This is a genomic window from Amycolatopsis sp. NPDC048633 (genome assembly GCF_040650695.1).
Classification (GTDB): Bacteria; Actinomycetota; Actinomycetes; order Mycobacteriales; family Pseudonocardiaceae; genus Amycolatopsis.
Window position 1 is genome coordinate 93,425 of record NZ_JBEZHS010000029.1, and the last position, 17,042, is coordinate 110,466.

General features: G+C 72.8%; 21 protein-coding genes. 11 read left to right on the forward strand and 10 right to left on the reverse strand.

Annotated elements, in window-relative coordinates:
- Window positions 1-26 precede the first annotated feature (26 nt).
- Window positions 27-455 carry a VOC family protein gene (locus tag AB0C38_RS36890; protein WP_360682409.1) on the forward strand — a complete coding sequence of 143 codons (429 nt, stop codon included), beginning with the start codon at window positions 27-29 and terminating at the stop codon, window positions 453-455.
- On the opposite strand, the gene AB0C38_RS36895 is transcribed toward AB0C38_RS36890, so the two are convergent.
- The 5 genes from AB0C38_RS36895 to AB0C38_RS36915 all read right to left on the reverse strand — a co-directional run bounded on the left by AB0C38_RS36895 (window position 440) and on the right by AB0C38_RS36915 (window position 4,488).
- Window positions 440-1,228 (reverse strand): glycoside hydrolase family protein, encoded by a 789-nt coding sequence (locus tag AB0C38_RS36895; protein ID WP_360682448.1) that lies wholly within the window; start codon window positions 1,226-1,228, stop codon window positions 440-442. The two genes, AB0C38_RS36890 and AB0C38_RS36895, sit on opposite strands and share 16 nt — an antisense overlap.
- Window positions 1,229-1,359: 131 nt before the next feature.
- Window positions 1,360-2,286 carry a 2,3-dihydroxyphenylpropionate 1,2-dioxygenase gene (locus AB0C38_RS36900; RefSeq protein ID WP_360682410.1) on the reverse strand — a complete coding sequence of 309 codons (927 nt, stop codon included), beginning with the start codon at window positions 2,284-2,286 and terminating at the stop codon, window positions 1,360-1,362.
- Window positions 2,286-3,179, reverse strand: a complete 894-nt coding sequence (locus AB0C38_RS36905; RefSeq protein WP_360682411.1) for an alpha/beta hydrolase — start codon at window positions 3,177-3,179, stop codon at window positions 2,286-2,288. Before AB0C38_RS36905 ends, AB0C38_RS36900 begins: the two co-directional genes overlap by 1 nt.
- A complete protein-coding gene (locus tag AB0C38_RS36910; RefSeq protein ID WP_360682412.1) occupies window positions 3,176-3,682 on the reverse strand; it encodes a cupin domain-containing protein in 507 nt (168 codons plus the stop codon). Before AB0C38_RS36910 ends, AB0C38_RS36905 begins: the two co-directional genes overlap by 4 nt.
- Before the next feature lie 14 nt (window positions 3,683-3,696).
- Window positions 3,697-4,488: an SDR family oxidoreductase gene (locus AB0C38_RS36915; RefSeq protein WP_360682413.1), complete on the reverse strand. Its 792-nt coding sequence runs from the start codon at window positions 4,486-4,488 to the stop codon at window positions 3,697-3,699.
- 21 nt (window positions 4,489-4,509) lie between these two features.
- Between AB0C38_RS36915 and AB0C38_RS36920 the strand changes: the two genes are divergently transcribed.
- From AB0C38_RS36920 to AB0C38_RS36945, 6 genes are all read left to right on the forward strand, one after another.
- Complete coding sequence (locus AB0C38_RS36920; protein ID WP_360682414.1) at window positions 4,510-5,337, forward strand: IclR family transcriptional regulator; 828 nt, start codon at window positions 4,510-4,512, stop codon at window positions 5,335-5,337.
- 99 nt (window positions 5,338-5,436) lie between these two features.
- The gene (locus AB0C38_RS36925; protein WP_360682415.1) at window positions 5,437-6,927 is read left to right on the forward strand and encodes an NAD(P)/FAD-dependent oxidoreductase; all 1,491 of its coding nucleotides are present in this window, start codon (window positions 5,437-5,439) and stop codon (window positions 6,925-6,927) included.
- A gap of 15 nt (window positions 6,928-6,942) precedes the next feature.
- Entirely contained in the window at window positions 6,943-7,392 is a 450-nt protein-coding gene (locus AB0C38_RS36930) for a cupin domain-containing protein (RefSeq protein WP_360682416.1), read from the forward strand.
- A complete protein-coding gene (locus tag AB0C38_RS36935) occupies window positions 7,389-7,775 on the forward strand; it encodes a nuclear transport factor 2 family protein (RefSeq protein ID WP_360682417.1) in 387 nt (128 codons plus the stop codon). The genes AB0C38_RS36930 and AB0C38_RS36935 overlap by 4 nt, the downstream gene beginning before the upstream one ends.
- Before the next feature lie 266 nt (window positions 7,776-8,041).
- Window positions 8,042-8,701 (forward strand): DUF4190 domain-containing protein, encoded by a 660-nt coding sequence (locus AB0C38_RS36940; RefSeq protein ID WP_360682418.1) that lies wholly within the window; start codon window positions 8,042-8,044, stop codon window positions 8,699-8,701.
- A 124-nt stretch (window positions 8,702-8,825) separates the two neighbouring features.
- Window positions 8,826-9,482: a VCBS repeat-containing protein gene (locus AB0C38_RS36945; protein WP_360682419.1), complete on the forward strand. Its 657-nt coding sequence runs from the start codon at window positions 8,826-8,828 to the stop codon at window positions 9,480-9,482.
- 5 nt (window positions 9,483-9,487) lie between these two features.
- Here the strand turns inward: AB0C38_RS36945 and AB0C38_RS36950 are convergent, their stop codons facing one another.
- Window positions 9,488-10,156, reverse strand: a complete 669-nt coding sequence (locus AB0C38_RS36950; protein ID WP_360682420.1) for a GntR family transcriptional regulator — start codon at window positions 10,154-10,156, stop codon at window positions 9,488-9,490.
- Between the two features lie 66 nt (window positions 10,157-10,222).
- Here AB0C38_RS36950 and AB0C38_RS36955 point away from each other — a divergent pair, with 66 nt between their 5' ends.
- On the forward strand, window positions 10,223-11,017 hold the full coding sequence (locus AB0C38_RS36955) for an alpha/beta hydrolase (protein ID WP_360682421.1): 795 nt from the start codon (window positions 10,223-10,225) through the stop codon (window positions 11,015-11,017).
- Window positions 11,018-11,021: 4 nt separating this feature from the next.
- Here the strand turns inward: AB0C38_RS36955 and AB0C38_RS36960 are convergent, their stop codons facing one another.
- Both AB0C38_RS36960 and AB0C38_RS36965 read right to left on the reverse strand, forming a co-directional pair.
- Window positions 11,022-12,023, reverse strand: a complete 1,002-nt coding sequence (locus AB0C38_RS36960; protein ID WP_360682422.1) for a LuxR C-terminal-related transcriptional regulator — start codon at window positions 12,021-12,023, stop codon at window positions 11,022-11,024.
- Window positions 12,024-12,167: 144 nt separating this feature from the next.
- Window positions 12,168-12,890, reverse strand: a complete 723-nt coding sequence (locus AB0C38_RS36965; RefSeq protein WP_360682423.1) for an SDR family NAD(P)-dependent oxidoreductase — start codon at window positions 12,888-12,890, stop codon at window positions 12,168-12,170.
- A 60-nt stretch (window positions 12,891-12,950) separates the two neighbouring features.
- On the opposite strand from AB0C38_RS36965, the gene AB0C38_RS36970 reads away from it, so the two are divergent.
- From AB0C38_RS36970 to AB0C38_RS36980, 3 genes are all read left to right on the forward strand, one after another.
- The gene (locus AB0C38_RS36970; protein ID WP_360682424.1) at window positions 12,951-13,931 is read left to right on the forward strand and encodes a helix-turn-helix domain-containing protein; all 981 of its coding nucleotides are present in this window, start codon (window positions 12,951-12,953) and stop codon (window positions 13,929-13,931) included.
- Window positions 13,932-14,017: 86 nt separating this feature from the next.
- On the forward strand, window positions 14,018-15,010 hold the full coding sequence (locus tag AB0C38_RS36975; RefSeq protein ID WP_360682425.1) for a carbon-nitrogen hydrolase family protein: 993 nt from the start codon (window positions 14,018-14,020) through the stop codon (window positions 15,008-15,010).
- A gap of 77 nt (window positions 15,011-15,087) precedes the next feature.
- Window positions 15,088-15,468: an STAS domain-containing protein gene (locus AB0C38_RS36980; protein WP_360682426.1), complete on the forward strand. Its 381-nt coding sequence runs from the start codon at window positions 15,088-15,090 to the stop codon at window positions 15,466-15,468.
- On the opposite strand, the gene AB0C38_RS36985 is transcribed toward AB0C38_RS36980, so the two are convergent.
- The gene (locus AB0C38_RS36985) at window positions 15,465-15,953 is read right to left on the reverse strand and encodes a nuclear transport factor 2 family protein (protein WP_360682427.1); all 489 of its coding nucleotides are present in this window, start codon (window positions 15,951-15,953) and stop codon (window positions 15,465-15,467) included. The two genes, AB0C38_RS36980 and AB0C38_RS36985, sit on opposite strands and share 4 nt — an antisense overlap.
- A 13-nt stretch (window positions 15,954-15,966) precedes the next feature.
- Complete coding sequence (locus AB0C38_RS36990) at window positions 15,967-16,992, reverse strand: nitronate monooxygenase (RefSeq protein ID WP_360682428.1); 1,026 nt, start codon at window positions 16,990-16,992, stop codon at window positions 15,967-15,969.
- Between the last annotated feature and the right edge of the window lie 50 nt (window positions 16,993-17,042).

The window sequence follows — 17,042 nt, forward strand, 5'->3', positions numbered from 1 at the left end:
CGCCCGGCCCGGCGGGGGCGTGCGTGATGGAGTTCCGCATCGAGGTCCTCACCCTGGCCGTCGCCGACGTCGACCGGGCGGTCCGGTTCTACACGTCGCAGGTCGGGTTCGGCCTGGACGTCGACTACGGGCCGCACGACGGCTTCCGGGTCGTCCAGCTGACCCCGCCCGGGTCGGCGGCCTCGGTCCAGCTCGGGGTCGGCCTGACCGGCGCGGCCCCGGGCTCGGCCCGGGACAACTACCTGGTGGTGGCCGACATCGAGGCAGCCCACGGGGAGCTGGCCGGGCGCGGCGTCCCGGTCAGCGAGCTGCGGCACAAGAAGTCCGCGGACTGGCAAGGGGACTTCGCGCCGGGGGTGGACCCGGACCGGCGTGACTACGCGAGCTTCTTCGGCTTCGCCGACCCGGACGGCAACACGTGGGTCGTCCAGGAGCGCGGCTACCCAGCGCGGTAAGCCACGCCGCTCGCGTTCGGGGTCGTGCCGGAGTACAGGCCCGTCGGGGAGGTCGACGTGGACAGCGAAAACCACGCGTACCGCTCCACGAACGACAATCCGTCCAGCATCCCGGTGGACCGGCTGACGAAGTCGGTCTGCTGGGCCGAGGATGGGTAGCGCGGCGTCGAGCCCGAGAAGTCGATGAGGGCGTACTCGGTCAGCCAGACCGGGAGGTGGTAGCGGTCGTGGACCTTCTGCAGGTAGGACTGCAGCTGGCCGGTGGCCGCGCTCGAGAAGTCGCCGCCGTACCAGTGCAGCGGGATGAAGTCGACGCGGTACCCGCGCGCCGCGGCGCCGCTCATGAAGCGGTCGAGCCAGCCGCCCGCGACGTCGCCCCCGTAGGCGACCGCGGGCGCGCCGAGGCGCAGCCCGGTGGACTGCAGCCGCGGCCAGAGGTCGAGCGCGGTCTCGACGGGCATGCTCGCCTGGCCCGCCAGGTCCGGTTCGTTGAAGGACAGCAGGGTGGTGCCGGCGGCCTTGGCCCGGTCGAGCTGGTCCTGCGTCACGGAGTCCCGGCCCCAGATCATGGGCACGAACTCGGTTCCGCTCGGCGCGGCGATGCCCTGGGGGTCGGCGGCCCAGGTGTAGAACCACTTCGCCCCGACGTCCTGCAACGCGGTCGCGGCACCGGGATACGGGTTGGCGCTGACGCCTTTCTTGCCACTCGCCCCGGCGGCCGGCGTGGCGAAACCGCCGAGAGCGAGCAGAACGACGGCCACGACGGCGAGCATTTTCTTCACGAGCCGCTCCTGGAGAGGAAGTCGCGCTGGTCCTCCACCGGGGTAGCGCACCCCGGGGAGCCGCGGCAAGATCGCGGCGCCGCCGGGGGTGCGAACAGGAACCGTCCTTGCCCGATCGGCGGTCAGGCGACGGGGAACGTGGTGCCGATGCCCATGCCGGTGATCCACTCGGGGACCGGCTCGTAGCTGGTCCACGCGAGCGGGGCCCCGGCCGCGACCTGGCCGATCAGCCAGCAGCGCACCTCGTGGCCGCCGCTGCCCGCCGACGCCTCGAGCTTTTCGTGGCCGAGGTCGGCCACGGCGCCGGCGTCGCCCGCGGTCAAGCGGTCGAGGAACCACCGGTCCCACTCCGTGTTCACGCGCGCGCCCGGGTCGCCGCCCATGGCGCGGACGCGGGGTTCGCGGGCCGCGGCGAAGGCGTGGACGTCCGAACGCCCGTGGATCAGCGACGCCCGGCGCTCGCCGTCGATCTCGCGGGGATCGTTCGACGGCAGCCAGTGCGACAGCCCGCCGCTCGCCGCCACCAGGACCCGGCCGGGGAACTCCGCCGCACGCACAGCCGTCCCCAGCGCCTGTCCCAAGGCGAGGCACCGCTGCAACGTGGGCAGCGGCGGCGCGGCCGTGTTGACGACGATCGGCACCATCGGCAGCGTGCCGCCGGTGAGCATCTCGTACGTCTGCACGATGCCGTGGTCGACGGTGAGCGAATACGACAGCGACACGTCGAAGCCCGCGTCCGTCAGTCCGTTGTGGACGGACCACGCCAGCTCCCCGGCGACCGGCAGCGGACCCTCGGTGCTGCCGAAGTCGCCGAACCCCGCGGCGTGCTCGACCCCCAGGACGAACGGCGGCATCACGTCGTAGAAGTTGCCGTGGAAGTGGTCGGGCCCGAGCACGACGATCGCGTCCGGGGCGAGGGCTTTCACCGCGCGGCGGACCCGGTCGGCGTCGGCCAGGAACCTCGCGCCCGGACCGCCGTCGGACGGCGGCGGCAGCAGGGTCGCGAACGGGCTGTGGGACATGCCGGCGAACCCGGCGACCGCGGCCATCAGGACGGGTCCGTTCCGGTCAGCAGCCAGGTGCGGTGGACCTCGACGAACTCGTCGACCTTCTCCCACTGCGGCCAGTGCCCGGCGTCGTCGATGACGTGCAGCAGCGCGTCGGGCAGCCAGCCGAGCAGCAGGTCGGCCTCGTCGAGCCCGCCGGTGGGGTCGTGGCTGGTCCACAGCAGCAGCGTCGGCGCCTTCACCTTCGACACCCACGCCGGGTCCCACGCGAAGTCCTTGCGCACCTCGGGATCCTGCAGGACCAGGGTGTTCGTGATCGCCCGGACGAACCCGGGCCGGGAGTAGATGCGGCGGCGCAGGTTCACCAGCTCGTCGGTCACCATCTCCTTGTGGTGGAACAGGAATTCCACGCGCCGGCGCACGGTCTCGTCGCTCGGGTCGAGCACCGCCGCCATCGTGGTGTCGCGCATCCGGGCCATCACCTCGGGCTTGTTGGCGATGTTGCCGGGGGTGTTGAGCACGAGCCGGTCGACGCGGTCCGGGTGGTGCGCGGCGGTCCACGCGACCACCCAGCCGCCGAGCGACTCGCCGGACAGGTGGGTGCGCCCGATGCCGAGAACGTCCAAAAGGGACACGAGGTGCGCGGACAGGACGTCGATCGTGTAGGGCCGGTCGGGCAGGTCCGACCAGCCGTGGCCGACCATGTCGTAGGCCGTGACGCGGAAGTCGCGGGCGAGGCCGGCCAGGTCGCGGGCGTAGGCCTCGAGGTGCCCGCCGGTCCCGTGCAGCAGGACCAGGTCGGGGCCGGTGCCGGCCTGCAGCACCCGCGTCCGCACGGGGTGTCCGTCCAGCGGCACGTCGACGTGGCGCAGCGTGTGGTCGAGCTCGCCCAGCTCGCCCCAGATGCCGACGTGGTCGGGGATCGGCTCGGTCACTGGTCCTCCCGGTGGTCGAAGCGGGCGCGGGCTTCGGCGAGGGTCGCCAGTCCCGCGCTTTGCCGGCGGTTCAGCCCGAGCGGGCCGAGCAGCCGCGAGTTCTCGATGGTCAGGAACTCGACCGGGTGCTCGGCCGAGTCGTTGTGGTGGCGGTGCCAGGTCCACGGCGGGGTGTAGACGAACGATCCGGTCGTCCAGGCGACGGTCTCGTCCTCGATCTCGCTGTGGCCGTCGCCGGTCAGGACGAAGTGGACGGTCTCGTGGTGGTGGCGCTGCATGTCGGAGCTTTCGCCGGCCGGGATGACCTGCCGGAAGAGCTCGAACGTCGCGGTCGGCAGGGTGCCGGCGATCCGCAGCGACGTCGGGTTCGGGACGGCGCCCGGCGGGATCTCTTCGAGGTCGCCGTCGTGCACCACGAGCGGGCGCCGGCCGTCGGGGCGGACGGCGTGGCTGATGCTCGCGAGGAAGTCGGTCATCGCGAACCCGGGTCCGGACGTGGTCATGGCGCACCTTCCGCTCAGGCGGGACATTCCGTGCGGCCGCCGTCGACGGCCAGCACGGTTCCGTTGACATAGCCTGCTTCGGGCGAGGCCAGGAACGCCACCGCGGCCGCGACCTCCCGGGGCGCGGCGGCCCGGCCGGCGGGGATGGCGGCGAGGTCCTCGGCCATCGCGGTCGCGACGTCGATGCCCGCCGCGCCGGCCCGGCTGCGCACGATCTCCAGGCGTCGCGCGGTGAGCGTGGCACCGACCGCGACGCAGTTGACGGTGACACCGCGGTCGGCGTATTCGAGGGCGGCCAGTTTCGCCGCCGACGTCGTCGCCGAGCGCAGCACCGTCGAGGCGGCGAGCTCCGGCTGTGGCTGCCGCACCGCGGTCGAGCTGATCACGACGACGCGGCCGTAACCGCGCTCTGCCATCCCGGGCAGGGCGGCGCGCAGGAGGGACAGCGGACCGAGGACCAGCAGGTCGAGGTCGTGGTGCCACTGCTCCGCCGGGACGTCGAGCACGCGGCCGGGTGCCGGGCCGCCCGCGTTGGCCACGAGGACGTCGAGCGAGCCGTGGCGCTCGTGCACCCGGGCCACGGCGTCGGCGGCCGCGGCCGGCTCGGCGAGGTCGCACACGACGTGACCGACGTCCTCGCCGAGCGTCGACGCCGTCTCGGCCAGCGTCGCCTCCGTGCGGCCGGCGAGGACCACGCGGTGCCCGGTCGCCAGCAGCGCGGCCGCGCAGGCCGAGCCGATGCCGCCGGCTCCGCCGCCGACGAGCGCGACGCGGCGGCGGTCCGGGAAGGACTGGTTGCTCTCCATGATGTGACCTACATTCGGGCCATGACCGCCGGCCGGCCAAGAACGGGTCCCACTGCCCGGGACTCCAGCGAAGACGTCGCGGCGTCGGGCGCGCTCGAACGCGCCGCTGCCCTGCTGGACGCCTTCGACGCGACCCACCGCGAGCTGACGCTGTCCCGGCTCGTCGAGCGCTCGGGCCTGCCGCGCTCGACCGTGCACCGCACCGCGGCGCGGATGATCGAGCTGGGCTGGCTGGACAAGCCCGGCGAGAAGTACCGGATCGGGAACCGCCTGTTCGAGCTGTCCGGCCTGGTGCCGGTGCGCCACGAGCTGCGCGAGGCCGTGCTGCCCTACCTGCAGGACCTCTACGCCGCGGCCAAGACGACCGTGCAGCTCGGGGTGCTCGAAGGCACCCGGGTGCTCGTCGTCGAGAAGATCAGCGGGCACCGTCAGCTGCCGATGCTCGACCAGGTCGGCGGGTTCATCCCGGCGCACTGCTCCGGGCTCGGCCGGGCGATCCTCGCCTGGTCGGACGCCGAAACGGTCGGCGCGGTCGTCGCCGGTGGGCTCGCCCGGCGGACCCCGCGCACGATCACCGGCGCCGCCGCGCTCGAGCGCGAGCTGGCCGTCGTGCACGAGCAGGGCTGGGCCTACGACCGGGAAGAGGGCAACGCCGGCATCAGCTGTGTCGCGGCCCCGATCTTCGACTTCACCGGCAGCGTGACCGCCGCGCTGTCGGTCACCGGGCCCAGCGCCGCGGTGCAGCCCGACCGGATCGGGCCGGCCGTGCGGATGGCGGCCGCGGCGGCGAGCCGCGCCTACTCCGCCCGGCGGTGGGCGGTGCCGCGCCCGGAGCTGCCGTCCCAGTGACCAGGACTCGCGGTTGGGCCGGAGCCCGTCCCTGATCCACGCTGTGGCGCACGCCGAGCCGGGCTACCCGGCCCGGATGCCGGACGAGGAGGACCAGGCATGCGCGTCGCGATCATCGGGGCCGGACTGGCCGGGCTGACCACGGCCAAGGTGCTGCTGGCGGCCGGCCACGACGTCGAGGTCTTCGACCGGACACCGGACGTCGGCGGGGTGTGGAGCCGGACCCGGCGCTACCCGGGCCTGACCACGCAGAGCCCCAAGGCTCAGTACTCGTTCTCGGACTTCCCGATGCCCGGGCACTTCCCGGAGTGGCCGACCGGCGCCCAGATCCAGGAGTACCTCGCCGGCTACGCCGACCAGTTCGGCGTCACGCCGCACCTGCGGCTCGGGACCACCGTCGAGTCCGTGGTCCCGGACGGCGCGCGGTGGGCGGTGACCACCGGGGCGCAGGGGGCCTCGGTGGTCGACCGCGTCGTCGTCGCCAACGGCGTGTTCTGCGAGCCGGCGCTGCCGGACTACCCGGGCCGCGCGGAGTTCGAGGCGGCGGGCGGGCGGCTGCCGGCCGGTTCGGACTTCCACGACGTCGCCGAGGCGAAGGGCAAGCACGTGCTCGTCGTCGGCTACGGCAAGTCGGCTTGCGACGTGACTGTGGCCATCAGCGAGGTCGCCGAGACCACCGACGTCATCGCCCGCCAGCTGCTGTGGAAGGTCCCGCGCAAGATCGCCGGCGTGGTCAACTTCAAGATGCTGCTGCTGACCCGGCTGGGCGAGGCACTGTTCCGCTACCGGTGGCTGCGCGGGTTCGAGAAGTTCCTGCACGGCCCGGGAAACCGGCTGCGGCGCGCGATGCTCAACTCCATCGGGAGCGTGTCGGTGCGGCAGTTCGGGCTCGCGAAGCACGACCTGGTGCCGCGCGGGCGGATGGAGGACATCGTCAAGAACGCGATCGGCCTGGCCACCGAAGGATTCTTCGAAGGCGTGGCCGACGGCTCGATCCGCGTCCGCCGCGACCAGGTGATCACGCGGCTGTTCGCCGAGGCCGGCCGGCCGATGGCCGAACTGGCCGACGGCACGGTGCTGCCGGCCGACCTGGTCGTCTGCGCGACCGGGTTCACCCAGGGCGTCCCGTTCCTGCCCGCCGCCGTCCAGGAGCGGCTCTTCGACGAACGCGGGAACTTCCTGCTGTACCGGCAGATCCAGCCCTTGGCCGCGCCGGGGCTCTACTTCAACGGGTACAACTCGTCGTTCTTCAGCCCGCTCAACGCCGAGATGGCGGCGCTGTGGATCGCGGCCGACCTCGCCGGCGCACTCACGCTGCCCGACGAGCCGGCCCGGCGCGCGGACGTCGTCGCCCAGCTGGCGTTCCTCGACGTCGCGACCGGCGCGCACCACTGCCGCGGCACCAAGATCATCCCGTTCTCCATCCACAACGTCGACGAGGTGCTCGGCGACCTCGGCGTGCAGATCGGCCGCTTCACCCGCTTCACGCACTGGCTGAACCCGGTCGCGCCCGCGGCCTACCGGTCGCTCACGCCGGCCGTGCTGACCCGGCTGGCGGACACCCCCGAACCCGCGAAGACCCCGCTGTAGCGAAGGAGTTTCCCGATGAGCACCGCGACCGGCCACCACGTCATCCACCCCGGCGACGGCACGAACCTCGGGGCGATCGGGCTGGGCATCCACGCCCGCCTGACCGGCGCCGACACGAACGGCGCGTATTCGCTGTTCGAGTACGTCGTGCCGCCGGGGCTCGGCGGGCCGCCGACCCACGTCCACACCCGCGAGGACGAGCTGTTCACGTGTGTTCAGGGCCGCGTCGAGGTGGAGCTCGACGGCGAGCGGCACGTCCTCGGCCCGGGCGATTCGCTGCTGATGCCGCGCGGGGTGCCGCACGTGTTCCGCAACCCGTTCGACGAGGAGACCCGCGTCATCGCCGTGGTTTCGCCGCCGGGGCTGGAGAACTACTACCGGGAGCTGTCCCAGCTGCCGCCCGGGCGGGACATGAAGCTGGTCGCGGAAGTGATGACCCGCTACGGGCTGGAACTGCGGAAGTGAGCGACTCACGCGAGCGGATGGTGCACGCGATGTGCGCGGCGGTCGACGCGGGCGACGCTCCGGCGTTCGCCTCGTGGTTCGCCGACGACGCCACGTATGTGTTCGCCAACGACGAGCCGCTGACCGGCCGAGCGGCGATCACCGCGGCGACGGCCGGGGCGGCGGGCGCGCTGCCGTGGGTCCGCCACGTCGTGGAGCAGGTCGCGGAGGTGGGGGAGGACCAGCTGTTCTGCCGCTTCACGATCGAGACGGCGGCCCCGGACGGCAAGCCGCTGGCCCTGCCGTGCGTGACGGTCATCCGGCTGGCGGGGGACCGGGTGACCGACTACCGCGTCCACATGGACCTCACGCCGGCCATCGGTCCGGGGGCCGGGATGCAGTGAGCGTCGCCGCCATGCGGTCGACGTACGCGCGCACGTACTCCTTACGAGTGAACTGGGAGCCTCACTTTCTCACCTTGGGTAACGACGGTGGGCGAGTTACGCACCGCAGCCACCTGCGGAAATGATCGAGACGCGAGGTGTCCCGAGTCCTCGTCGTGACCAAGAGTGGCTGCAGGGCCTTGTTACGCGCGCGGCTCGCGTGACGACGAACGGCGCAAAGCGTGACCGCATTCGGTCGTGCCGTCGCTGCGCTGAAAGAGGCAACCATGTCCTACGCCCCCGTGCCGCCCGTGTCCGCTCCGGTCCAGCTCAAGAACGGCCTCGGCACCGCCGGGTTCGTGCTCGGCCTGGTCGGCCTGGTCTTCGCGTTCATCCCGATCATCGGGGTCATCGCGTGGCCGCTGGTGATCCTCGGGCTGATCTTCGGCGTCGTCGGGACGCTGCGCGCGAACCGCGGCCAGGCGAGCAACAAGGGGCTGGCCATCACCGCCGTCGTGCTTTCGGCGCTCGGACTGGTCATCTGCGTCATCTGGACGGCCGCGTTCGGCAAGGCCGTCAGCGACACCGCCAACGGCCTGCCTGCCCCGGCGGCGCCGGCCGCGGTCGCGGACGCCGGGGCCGAGCCCGCCGCGGCGGCCCCGACGGCGGCGGCGAAGCACACCATCGTCCTCGAGGTCACGACGGCGGCGAAGGCGAACGTGCAGTGGAGCAGCGGGTTCAGCGCGAACTCCCAGGAGGTCCTGGAGAAGGGCAAGACCTGGCGCCAGACCCTGTCGATGGACGACCTGGCGTTCACCTCGGTCAGCGTCGACGCGGTGGACTTCAAGATGGGCAACAAGGACAACACCTGCAAGATCACCGTCGACGGCAAGACCGTCGTGGAGCAGTCCAACAGCATCGGCGCCTTCTGCACCTACCGGCCCTGACCACGGCGGCGCGGGTTGCGTTCGTGTGGCACATCGCACTTCCGCTGCACGCCGCCCATGCGTGGCCGTCTTTCTTCATGGGAGCACGTTCGGTGAAAAGATCACCGAACGGGAGGGAGATCTCATGAACCGCACCGGAATCGTCCGTACCGCCACTGTTGCCGGCCTGGCCGCCGCACTGGGCCTCGCCGCCGCGGTGCCCGCCCTGGCCGCGCCGGGCCCGAACCCGGTCACCACGGTCGCCGACCTGAACGGCGACGGGGAGATCGAGACCGTCACCGCCCAGCTCACCGGGGACGGCGACCAGCTGATCTCGGCCACGGTCGGCGGGACGTACACGTCGATCCACCTGCCGGCCGACAGTCAGTTCGGCATCGAGGCGCCGCGCGTGGCCGACCTCAACGGTGACGGCCGGGCCGAGCTGCTCGTCACCCGGTCGATCGGCGCCAACACCACGTTCTTCTCCGTGCTGCACTACGACGGCCGCAAGCTCGGCGAGGTCGTCGGGGCCGACGACAAGCCGTTCTCGGTCGCCGAAGGCGGCGGCGTCGCCGCTCACCTGGGTTACCAGTGCACGCCGCTGGACGGGGGCCGCGCCTTCGTGACCGTCGCCGCGGAGTCCGACGACCTCGGCCGTCCGGTCGATCAGCTCACCTACTCGGGCACCCGCACCGCCTACACCCTGCGCGACGGCGCCTTGACCGTCCACGACACGGTCCCGTTCAGCGGCCGTCCGGCGACGGACCCGGTGCTCGACGCCGATTCCGCCGGCTGCGCCTGAAAGTCCTAGAGCCCCAGGAGACGCGCGCTCTCTTCGGTGCGGCGCAACGCCGTCAGCAGTGCGGCCCGGCCGCCCTGGTCGATGTCCGCGGCCAGGGCGGCCGCCGCCGTTTCGCCGCCCTGGCCGAGCTTCTCGACCAGGGCGCGGTGGACCGCGGCGAGGCGGGCCGCGTCGAAGTCCGGGCGGACGAACGTCAGCAGCAGGCGGACTTCGTCCTCGCAGCGCCGGTAGCTGTCCAGCACGCGCCGGTTGCCGGCCGCCGCGACGATCGCGCGGTGGATCGCCCGGTGGGCGCCGGTCAGCTCGCGCCACGACGGCGCCGGTGACCGCTCGGCCAGAGCCTCGAGCCGTTCCACTTCGACGAGCACCGGACCGAGGTCCGCTTCCCGGTCCTGAGCCGTGCGCAACGCGCCGAGCTCGAGGATCTTGCGGAAGTCGAAGACCTCGTCGATCCGCTGCCTGCTCAACGGGGCGACGGTCGCGCCCCGGTGGCGTTCGTGGACCAGCAGGCCGCGCTCGACCAGCAGCTGCAGGGCCGAGCGGACCGTGTGCCGGCCGGCGTCGAAGCGCTCCGCCAGGACTTCCTCGCGGAAGCGGGTGCCGACGGGGTGGGCTCCGTCGAGCAGCTCGCCGCGCAAGGCCGCGGCGATCCGCTCCGGGACGGCTTGAGTCATTGCTCGACAATACACCGCGAGATTGTGCAACAATCTGCGTCGGGACGTAGTGGACGAGGAGCGCGCATGGAGATCGACGGGGTCCGGGTGCACGGCGAAGCGGGGCAGCCGGTGCTGCTGCTGCCCGGCGGTGCCGAAGCGTGCGACGGTTTCTTCCCTGGGCTCGTCGAAGGCCTGGTCGCGGACCCGGGGTGCCGGGTGATCGTGCACGACCGGCCCGGCACGGGTACCGCCGCCGACGGGACGCTGGCCGGCGCCGGCGATTACCTGAACGCCCTGATCGAGCGCCTGGGGTGCGGCCCGGTGGTGGTGGTCGGGCAGAGCCTCGGCGGCGCCGTCGGCGTGCTGCTGGCCCGCGACCACCCCGAAAACGTCGCGGGCCTGGTGCTGCTCGACCCGACGGTGATCAACGATCCCCGCACCTGTGCCACCTTGGAACGCATGACGCGCGCGCTCGGGACCCTCGCGGCGTTGCCCGTGGTGCGCCGGGTGCTTCCCCGGCTCGTCCGCGCGTCCATCGTCCGATCGGCGCGGCGCCAGCGGCTGCGGCCGGACTGCGAGGCCGCGTACGTGCGGATGGCGGACATGGACATCCCGGTGCTGGCCAGGGCGGTCCGCGGCATCACCGAGCTGTCCCGCGGCCTGCGGGAGGCCGACCTGCCCCGGGTGCCGTCGGTGGTGGTGACCGCGGACCGCAAGCCGGACACGGCGATACGGCGCGGCCACACCCGGCTCGCGGCCGCGTTCGGCGGCGAGGTCGTGTGCTGGCCGGGAGCGACGCACAGCGTGCACCTCGACCACCCCGGCGAAACCCTCGCCACCGTGCGGGACCTCGTCACCCGGGTGAGCTCGCCGGCCTGAGCGATCAGCGCGCCAGGTGCTTGCGGACGTCGTCGGCCACTCCCGCGCGTCCGCTCATCCGGTACTTGGCCAGGATGTTGCGGACGTGGGTCTTCACCGTGTGGAGGCTGATCCCCAGCTCCCGGGCGATCTGTTCGTTGTGCATGTCGCTGCCGAGCAGCACCGCCACTCCCTGCTCGGCGGCGGTGAGCGAGCGGAAGCGTTCCTCGGGGCCGTTGTCGATGTCGAGGGTGAGCTCGACGAGGTCCGACTGGAGCTGCTGGCAGTCGGTCACTATGCGCTGCAAAGCCTCGCGCGGCGAAGCGTCGGGTACCGCGAGGGCGTCCTGGGCTCGCTGCCGGATGTCCGCCACCCGCGAGGAAAGCAGCTCGACGATGTGGTCCGCGGTGACCAGCTGCGGCGCGTCGTCGACATCGGCGGGCAGCCGGCGGAGCGCGTCGACGTCTTCGGCTTCGGTCGTCAGCACGCGGGCCACCAGCTCGGCCAGCCATTCGAAGGCGCGCACCGCGTTGTCGTCGAAGGTGTCGGGCTGGTAGCTCTGCATCGACATCATGCCGAACACCGCCGGCTCGCCGTCGCGGCCGCGGCGGAACAGCGGAGTGGTGACGGCATCGGCGGAAGCGCGGCTCGTGTCCCCGGATGCGACGCCCGCGTTGAGCGCGGCACCGTTGTCGTACTGCATCCGGTAGGTCTGGCGGTGCTTCAGGAGCCAGGCGGCCTGGCCGTGCGGCCCGTAGATGTGCGACGCCGGATCGGTGTACATGCCGCCGTCGTAGCCGTAGGGGTAGCGCACGCGGTTCGCGCCGTGGAAGAACCCGATGTAGAAGTGGTCCAGGGGAACGATTTTGCTCATCACGGCGCGCGCGTAGTCGTAGAGGCCGTAGTGGTCGTTGCGGTAATTCGCGTCGATCTTGTGGAACGCCTCGCGCAGGATCAGCGTCGTCTCGGCGTCGACCCGGAGCCGGGCCGGTCTGTCCGAGTCTCTGTCCGAGTGATCGGAGCGCACCGACCCATGATGAGGCCCGGGCGCGATTCCGTCACTCCGCGAGCGATGGAGAGCCGGCCTCCGTGCTGCGAGCGTGGACGCGGCAACGAGCTGCCGCGAGGAACGGAGGAGTTCTCATGGAGACCCATTCGCGCTCCTGACGCCTCAGGCGAGGGGAGTCCCGGTGTGGCCGGCGAGCGCGGCGAGGAGCCGGGCCTGGAAGTCGTGGTCGCCGGCCGCGGGGTGCCGGTCGGCGCGTTTCCGGTGGTACCAGTAGCCGTCGGTGGTGAGCGCTTCCGGGTCGTCGGCGGTCGCGAGCCAGACCTGGGTCAGCACGCCCAGCCGCAGGTCGTCCGGGGCGCCCGCGCCGCCCATCCGGGTGGGGACCCAGCCGGGGGCGACGGCGTTGCTGCGCACCTGCGGCCACCGCCGGGCGACGGCGGCCGCGAGCGTGGTGACCAGGAGCTTGCTGTCGGAGTAGGAGGCGGTCGGCCGGGTGCCGGACCAGTCGAGGCCGGCCAGCTCGGCCCGGCCGCCGCGGTGCATGCCGCTGCTGAGGTAGACCAGGCGCGCGGGCAGGTCGGAGAGCGCGGTCAGCAGGTAGGGCGCGACCACGTTGACCGGGAGCACGGTGGGGCCGGTCATGACCCCGGCGTTGTGGATCACGGCGTCCATCCGCCCGAGCCTGGCTGTCTGCTCGGCGACGCTCCGGATCTGCCCGACGTCGGCGAGGTCGCCGACGACCACGTCGGCGCCGCGCGCGGCCAGGTCGTCCAGCCGTCCGGCGTCGCGTCCGTGGACGACCACCCGGTGGCCGCCGTCCAGGAGGGCTTCGGCGGTGAGCCGGCCGAGACCCTGGGTGGAGCCGGTGACGAGAATCCGTGCCATCGCCCCGAGGTTACCCGCGAGCGCTGGACAGCGTCCCCGTGACCTGGGGATACTCGGTGCGTGTCCGCCACATTGGACAGAGGGGCCTACGCGGAGCTGACGACCTCGGTGGTGTCGGCTCAGGAGGCGTTCGCCTACTGGCGGGAGATGATCTGTGCGACCTTCGTCCGGCTCGCTGCCGAGCCGGTCGCCGGCGCCGGGTTCAGCGGCCGGATCGAGCACGTCCCGGTCGGCGACCTCGAACTGTCCACCGTCGTGGCCGGGAGCCAGCACGTGCGGCGCACCCGGTCGCTGGTCGCGGGCGGCGACGAGGAGTACCTGCTCGCGAGCATCCAGGTGCGGGGGCCGGGCCGGGTCGAACAAGACGGCCGGGTGGCCTTGCTCTCGCCAGGTGACCTGGCGTTCTACGACAGCACCCGGCCCTACACGCTGCATTTCGACGAGCCGTTCCACCAGCTCGTCGTCCAGGTCCCGAAGCGGGAGCTGCTGGTGCGCGACACCCGGCAGCTGACCGCGCGGGTGTGCGGCCGCGGCACGCCGGGTGCGGTGGTGTCGACCTTCTTCACGTCGCTGGCCGACTCGGCGAGGACCGCCCCCGACCAGTCCGCGGTCCTGCTTCCCCACGCGCTCGGCCTGCTCTCGGCCACCGCCTCGTTCGCCGGGAACGCCCGGCCCGGCCTGCCCGCCGCCGAAGCGATGGCGCGGGAGCGCGTGCTGGCTTTCCTGCGCCGCAACCTCGCCGATCCCCGGCTGGACGCGGACGCCGTCGCCCGCGCGTGCCGCGTCTCCCGCCGCACCCTGTACCGGATCGCCGGCGACGAAGGGATCGCCGCACGGCTGCGCCGGATGCGGATCGAGCGGGCCCAGGAGATCCTCGTCGCCGATCCCGGGCGGACGATCGGGTCGGTCGCCGCGGCCTGCGGGTTCGACAGCGAGTCCGGGTTCCACCGGGCTTTCCGCGCCGTCACCGGGAGGTCGCCGGGGGAGTACCGCCGCCTCCGGACGGCGGCGAGGTCGGTTCGCGGGTGGCACGCCGGGTAAGCGACGGCGGCACGATCGGTCAGCCGGACGCCGTGGCGCGGGCGCATCGTGGGAGGCCCCCAGCACTTCGGCGAAGGAGCCCGGCAATGCAGGAAACCGTGCGCGTGGCGGCCGTCCAGGCCGAGTCGGCCTGGCTGGACCTGGCCGCGGGCGTCGACAAGGTGGTCGGCCTGATCGGTGCAGCGGCCGCCGGCGGCGCGCGGCTGGTGACGTTCCCCGAGACCTTCCTCCCCGGCTACCCGTGGTGGATCTGGCTCGACTCGCCCGCGGCCGGTATGGCGTTCGTCCCGCGCTACGCCGCGCACTCGATGACCCGCGACGGCGCCGAGCTGGACCGCATCCGCCGTGCCGCCGCCGAACACCGGATCCACGTCGTGGTCGGCTTCAGCGAACGGGCCGGCGGCAGCCTGTACATGGCGCAGGCGTTCATCGCCGACACCGGGGAGCTGATCTCGGTGCGCCGCAAGCTCAAGCCCACCCACGTCGAACGCGCGGTGTTCGGCGAAGGGGACGGGAGCGACCTGCAGGTCCACGACACCGCGCTCGGCCGGCTCGGCGCGCTGAACTGCTGGGAACACCTGCAACCGCTGACGAAGTACGCGATGTACAGCCAGGGCGAGGAAATCCACGTCGCGGCGTGGCCGAGCTTCTCGGTCTACCGCGGTGCCGCGCGGGCCCTGGGGCCGGAGGTCAACACGGCGGCCAGCCTGATGTACGCGGTCGAGGGCGGGACGTTCGTCGTCGCCCCCTGCGGCGTGATCGGGCCGGCCGCGCTCGAGCTGTTCTGCGACACCGACCTGAAGCGGCAGCTGCTCCTGCCCGGTGGCGGGTTCGCCCGGATCTACGGTCCCGAGGGTTCGCCGCTGGCCGAGCCGCTGCCCGAGACGGAGGAAGGCATCCTCTACGGCGACCTCGACCCGGACCTGATCGCGATCGCCAAGTCGGCCGCGGACCCCGTCGGCCACTACTCCCGCCCGGACGTGCTGCGGCTGCTCGTCAACCGCAACCCCGCGCCCGCGGTCGTCGAGACCCCCGCCGAGGAGCAGCCGGCCGCCCTCGAGTTCGCGCCGATCGCCTGAGAGCCCGCCGGACGTGTTTCAACCGCCGATCACGCGGGTAGGACGCCTCGAAACGGTCGAGAAAACCGGAGGTGCGGGTGACCGCTGGCGAGGGCCGGATCCGGCCCCGAGATCTGCTGCGCGTGACGTCGCGCCGGCCCGACGTCGGGTTCGAGGCGGAGCTGCTGGAGGTTTCCGGCGAGGTCGACCTCTTCAGCGTCCAGGTCCTGGAGAACGCGATCACCGAGGCGCTCGGCCGCGACCCGGCGCTGCTGGTGATCGACCTGACCGGGGTCTCCTTCCTCGCCTCCGTCGGGATGACGGTCCTGCTCAAGGTCTACCGCGAAGCCGGTCGCACCACCCGGCTCCGGGTCGTGACCCCCGAGCGCAGCACCGTCGGGCGGGCGCTCGAGCTGACCGGGCTCACCGAGGCGCTGGCCGTCGCCGCCTCGCAGTCCGACGCTCTTTCCCGCGACTAGCCGCGGACGGCTTTCTGGTACCTCGCAAGCTCTTCGGGGTGGTCGATGCTGCCGTGGTGGTGAACCTGCAGCCAGCGCCCCGAGTCGTACCCGAACACCCGTGACGTCCGGATCGTCAGCGGCACCGTGGTTCCGTCGCGGTCGCGGTACTGACCGAGCTCGCGGCCGGCGAACACGACCGCGTCCGCCCACCAGTAGGTGACCGCGTCGGCGAACGTGACGGTCAGGCGGAGGTCGCCGGCGAAGATGCGGCGGTAGAGGTCGGTGACCGCCGCCCCGGAGCGGAGGATACCGCCGACCGGGTTGTTCAGCTGCGCCAGCTCGTCCTGCGACCACACGGCGGAAAGCGCGTCGAGGTCGCGGCGGTTGAGGGCGTGGTAGAAGCTTTCCAGCGCGGCGATCGCGCCGTCCCGGCGGCGATCGCGGGCTTCGGCCAGCCGCAGGCGTGCCTGCGGCCCGAACTGGTAGTCGACGAGCTCGATCATCGAAGAGTCTCCTTCAGAGGTGGGCGGCGAGCCGGCCGAGGATGCGCGCGGCGGGCTCGGCGGACGCGTGCCGGAACCCGGTGCCGGCCCACAGGTGGAGCCGGTCCGCGTCGCCCGCGGCGGCCGCCGCCTTGCGCAGGGGGCCGGTGAGGTGGTGCACCGCCGGATACCCGGCCGGGGCGAGCCGGTCGTAGCGGCGGGTGAACGCGTTGGCCAGCGCGCGGGCGGGCCGGCCGGTGAAGGCGCGGGTGACGACCGTCCGGTCGCCGGGCGGATCGGCGAGCGCGGCCTGGTGCGTCTTCGACGCGCCGCTCTCGTCGGAGCGCAGGAGCACGGTGCCGACCATCGCGGCCGCGGCGCCGGCCCGGAGCACCTCGGCGACGGCGTCGGCGGTGGCGATCCCGCCGGCCGCGACGAGGGGGAGCCCGCTCACCCGGGCGACGGCGCGGAGGAGGTCGGTGACCGGGATGTCCGCGGGTGTCCACCCCGGGGTGAGCGTGCCCGAATGCCCGCCCGCCGCGGAGGCCTGCACGACGAGGAAGTCGGCGTCCGCGGCCCGGCGCGCCTCGTCGGGGGAGGTGACCGTCTGGCCGACGAGCGTGCCCACCCCGCGCAGTGCCTGCAGCACCGCCGGATCCGGGAGGCCGAAGGTGAAGGTGACCACCGGGACCGGCGCGTCGAGCAGCAGGTCGATCTTGTCGCGCCAGCTGTCGTCGTCCTCGGTGCGGGGGATGCCGGCCAGGTCGAGGTCGTAGTGGTCGGCCTCCGGCTGCAGCGTGCGGGCGTAGGCGGCGTAGGTGGTGGGGTCGATCGGCACCGGGTTCGGCGCGAACAGGTTCACCCCGAACGGGACGGACGCCGCCCGCACCTCGGCGATCTGCCGCGCGAGCGCTTCGGGGGCCTGGTACCCACCGGCGAGCAGCCCGGCCCCGCCGGCCGCCGCCGCGGCCGTGACGAGCCGGGGTGTCGTGGGTCCGCCCGCCATGGGGGCGGCGAGGATCGGCACGGAGAGGCCGAACGCGTCGAGCTTGGTGGTCATGATTTCGAGGCTAGGCAGGGCGCGTCCGGCTGGGAAATGCCTGCTGGGGT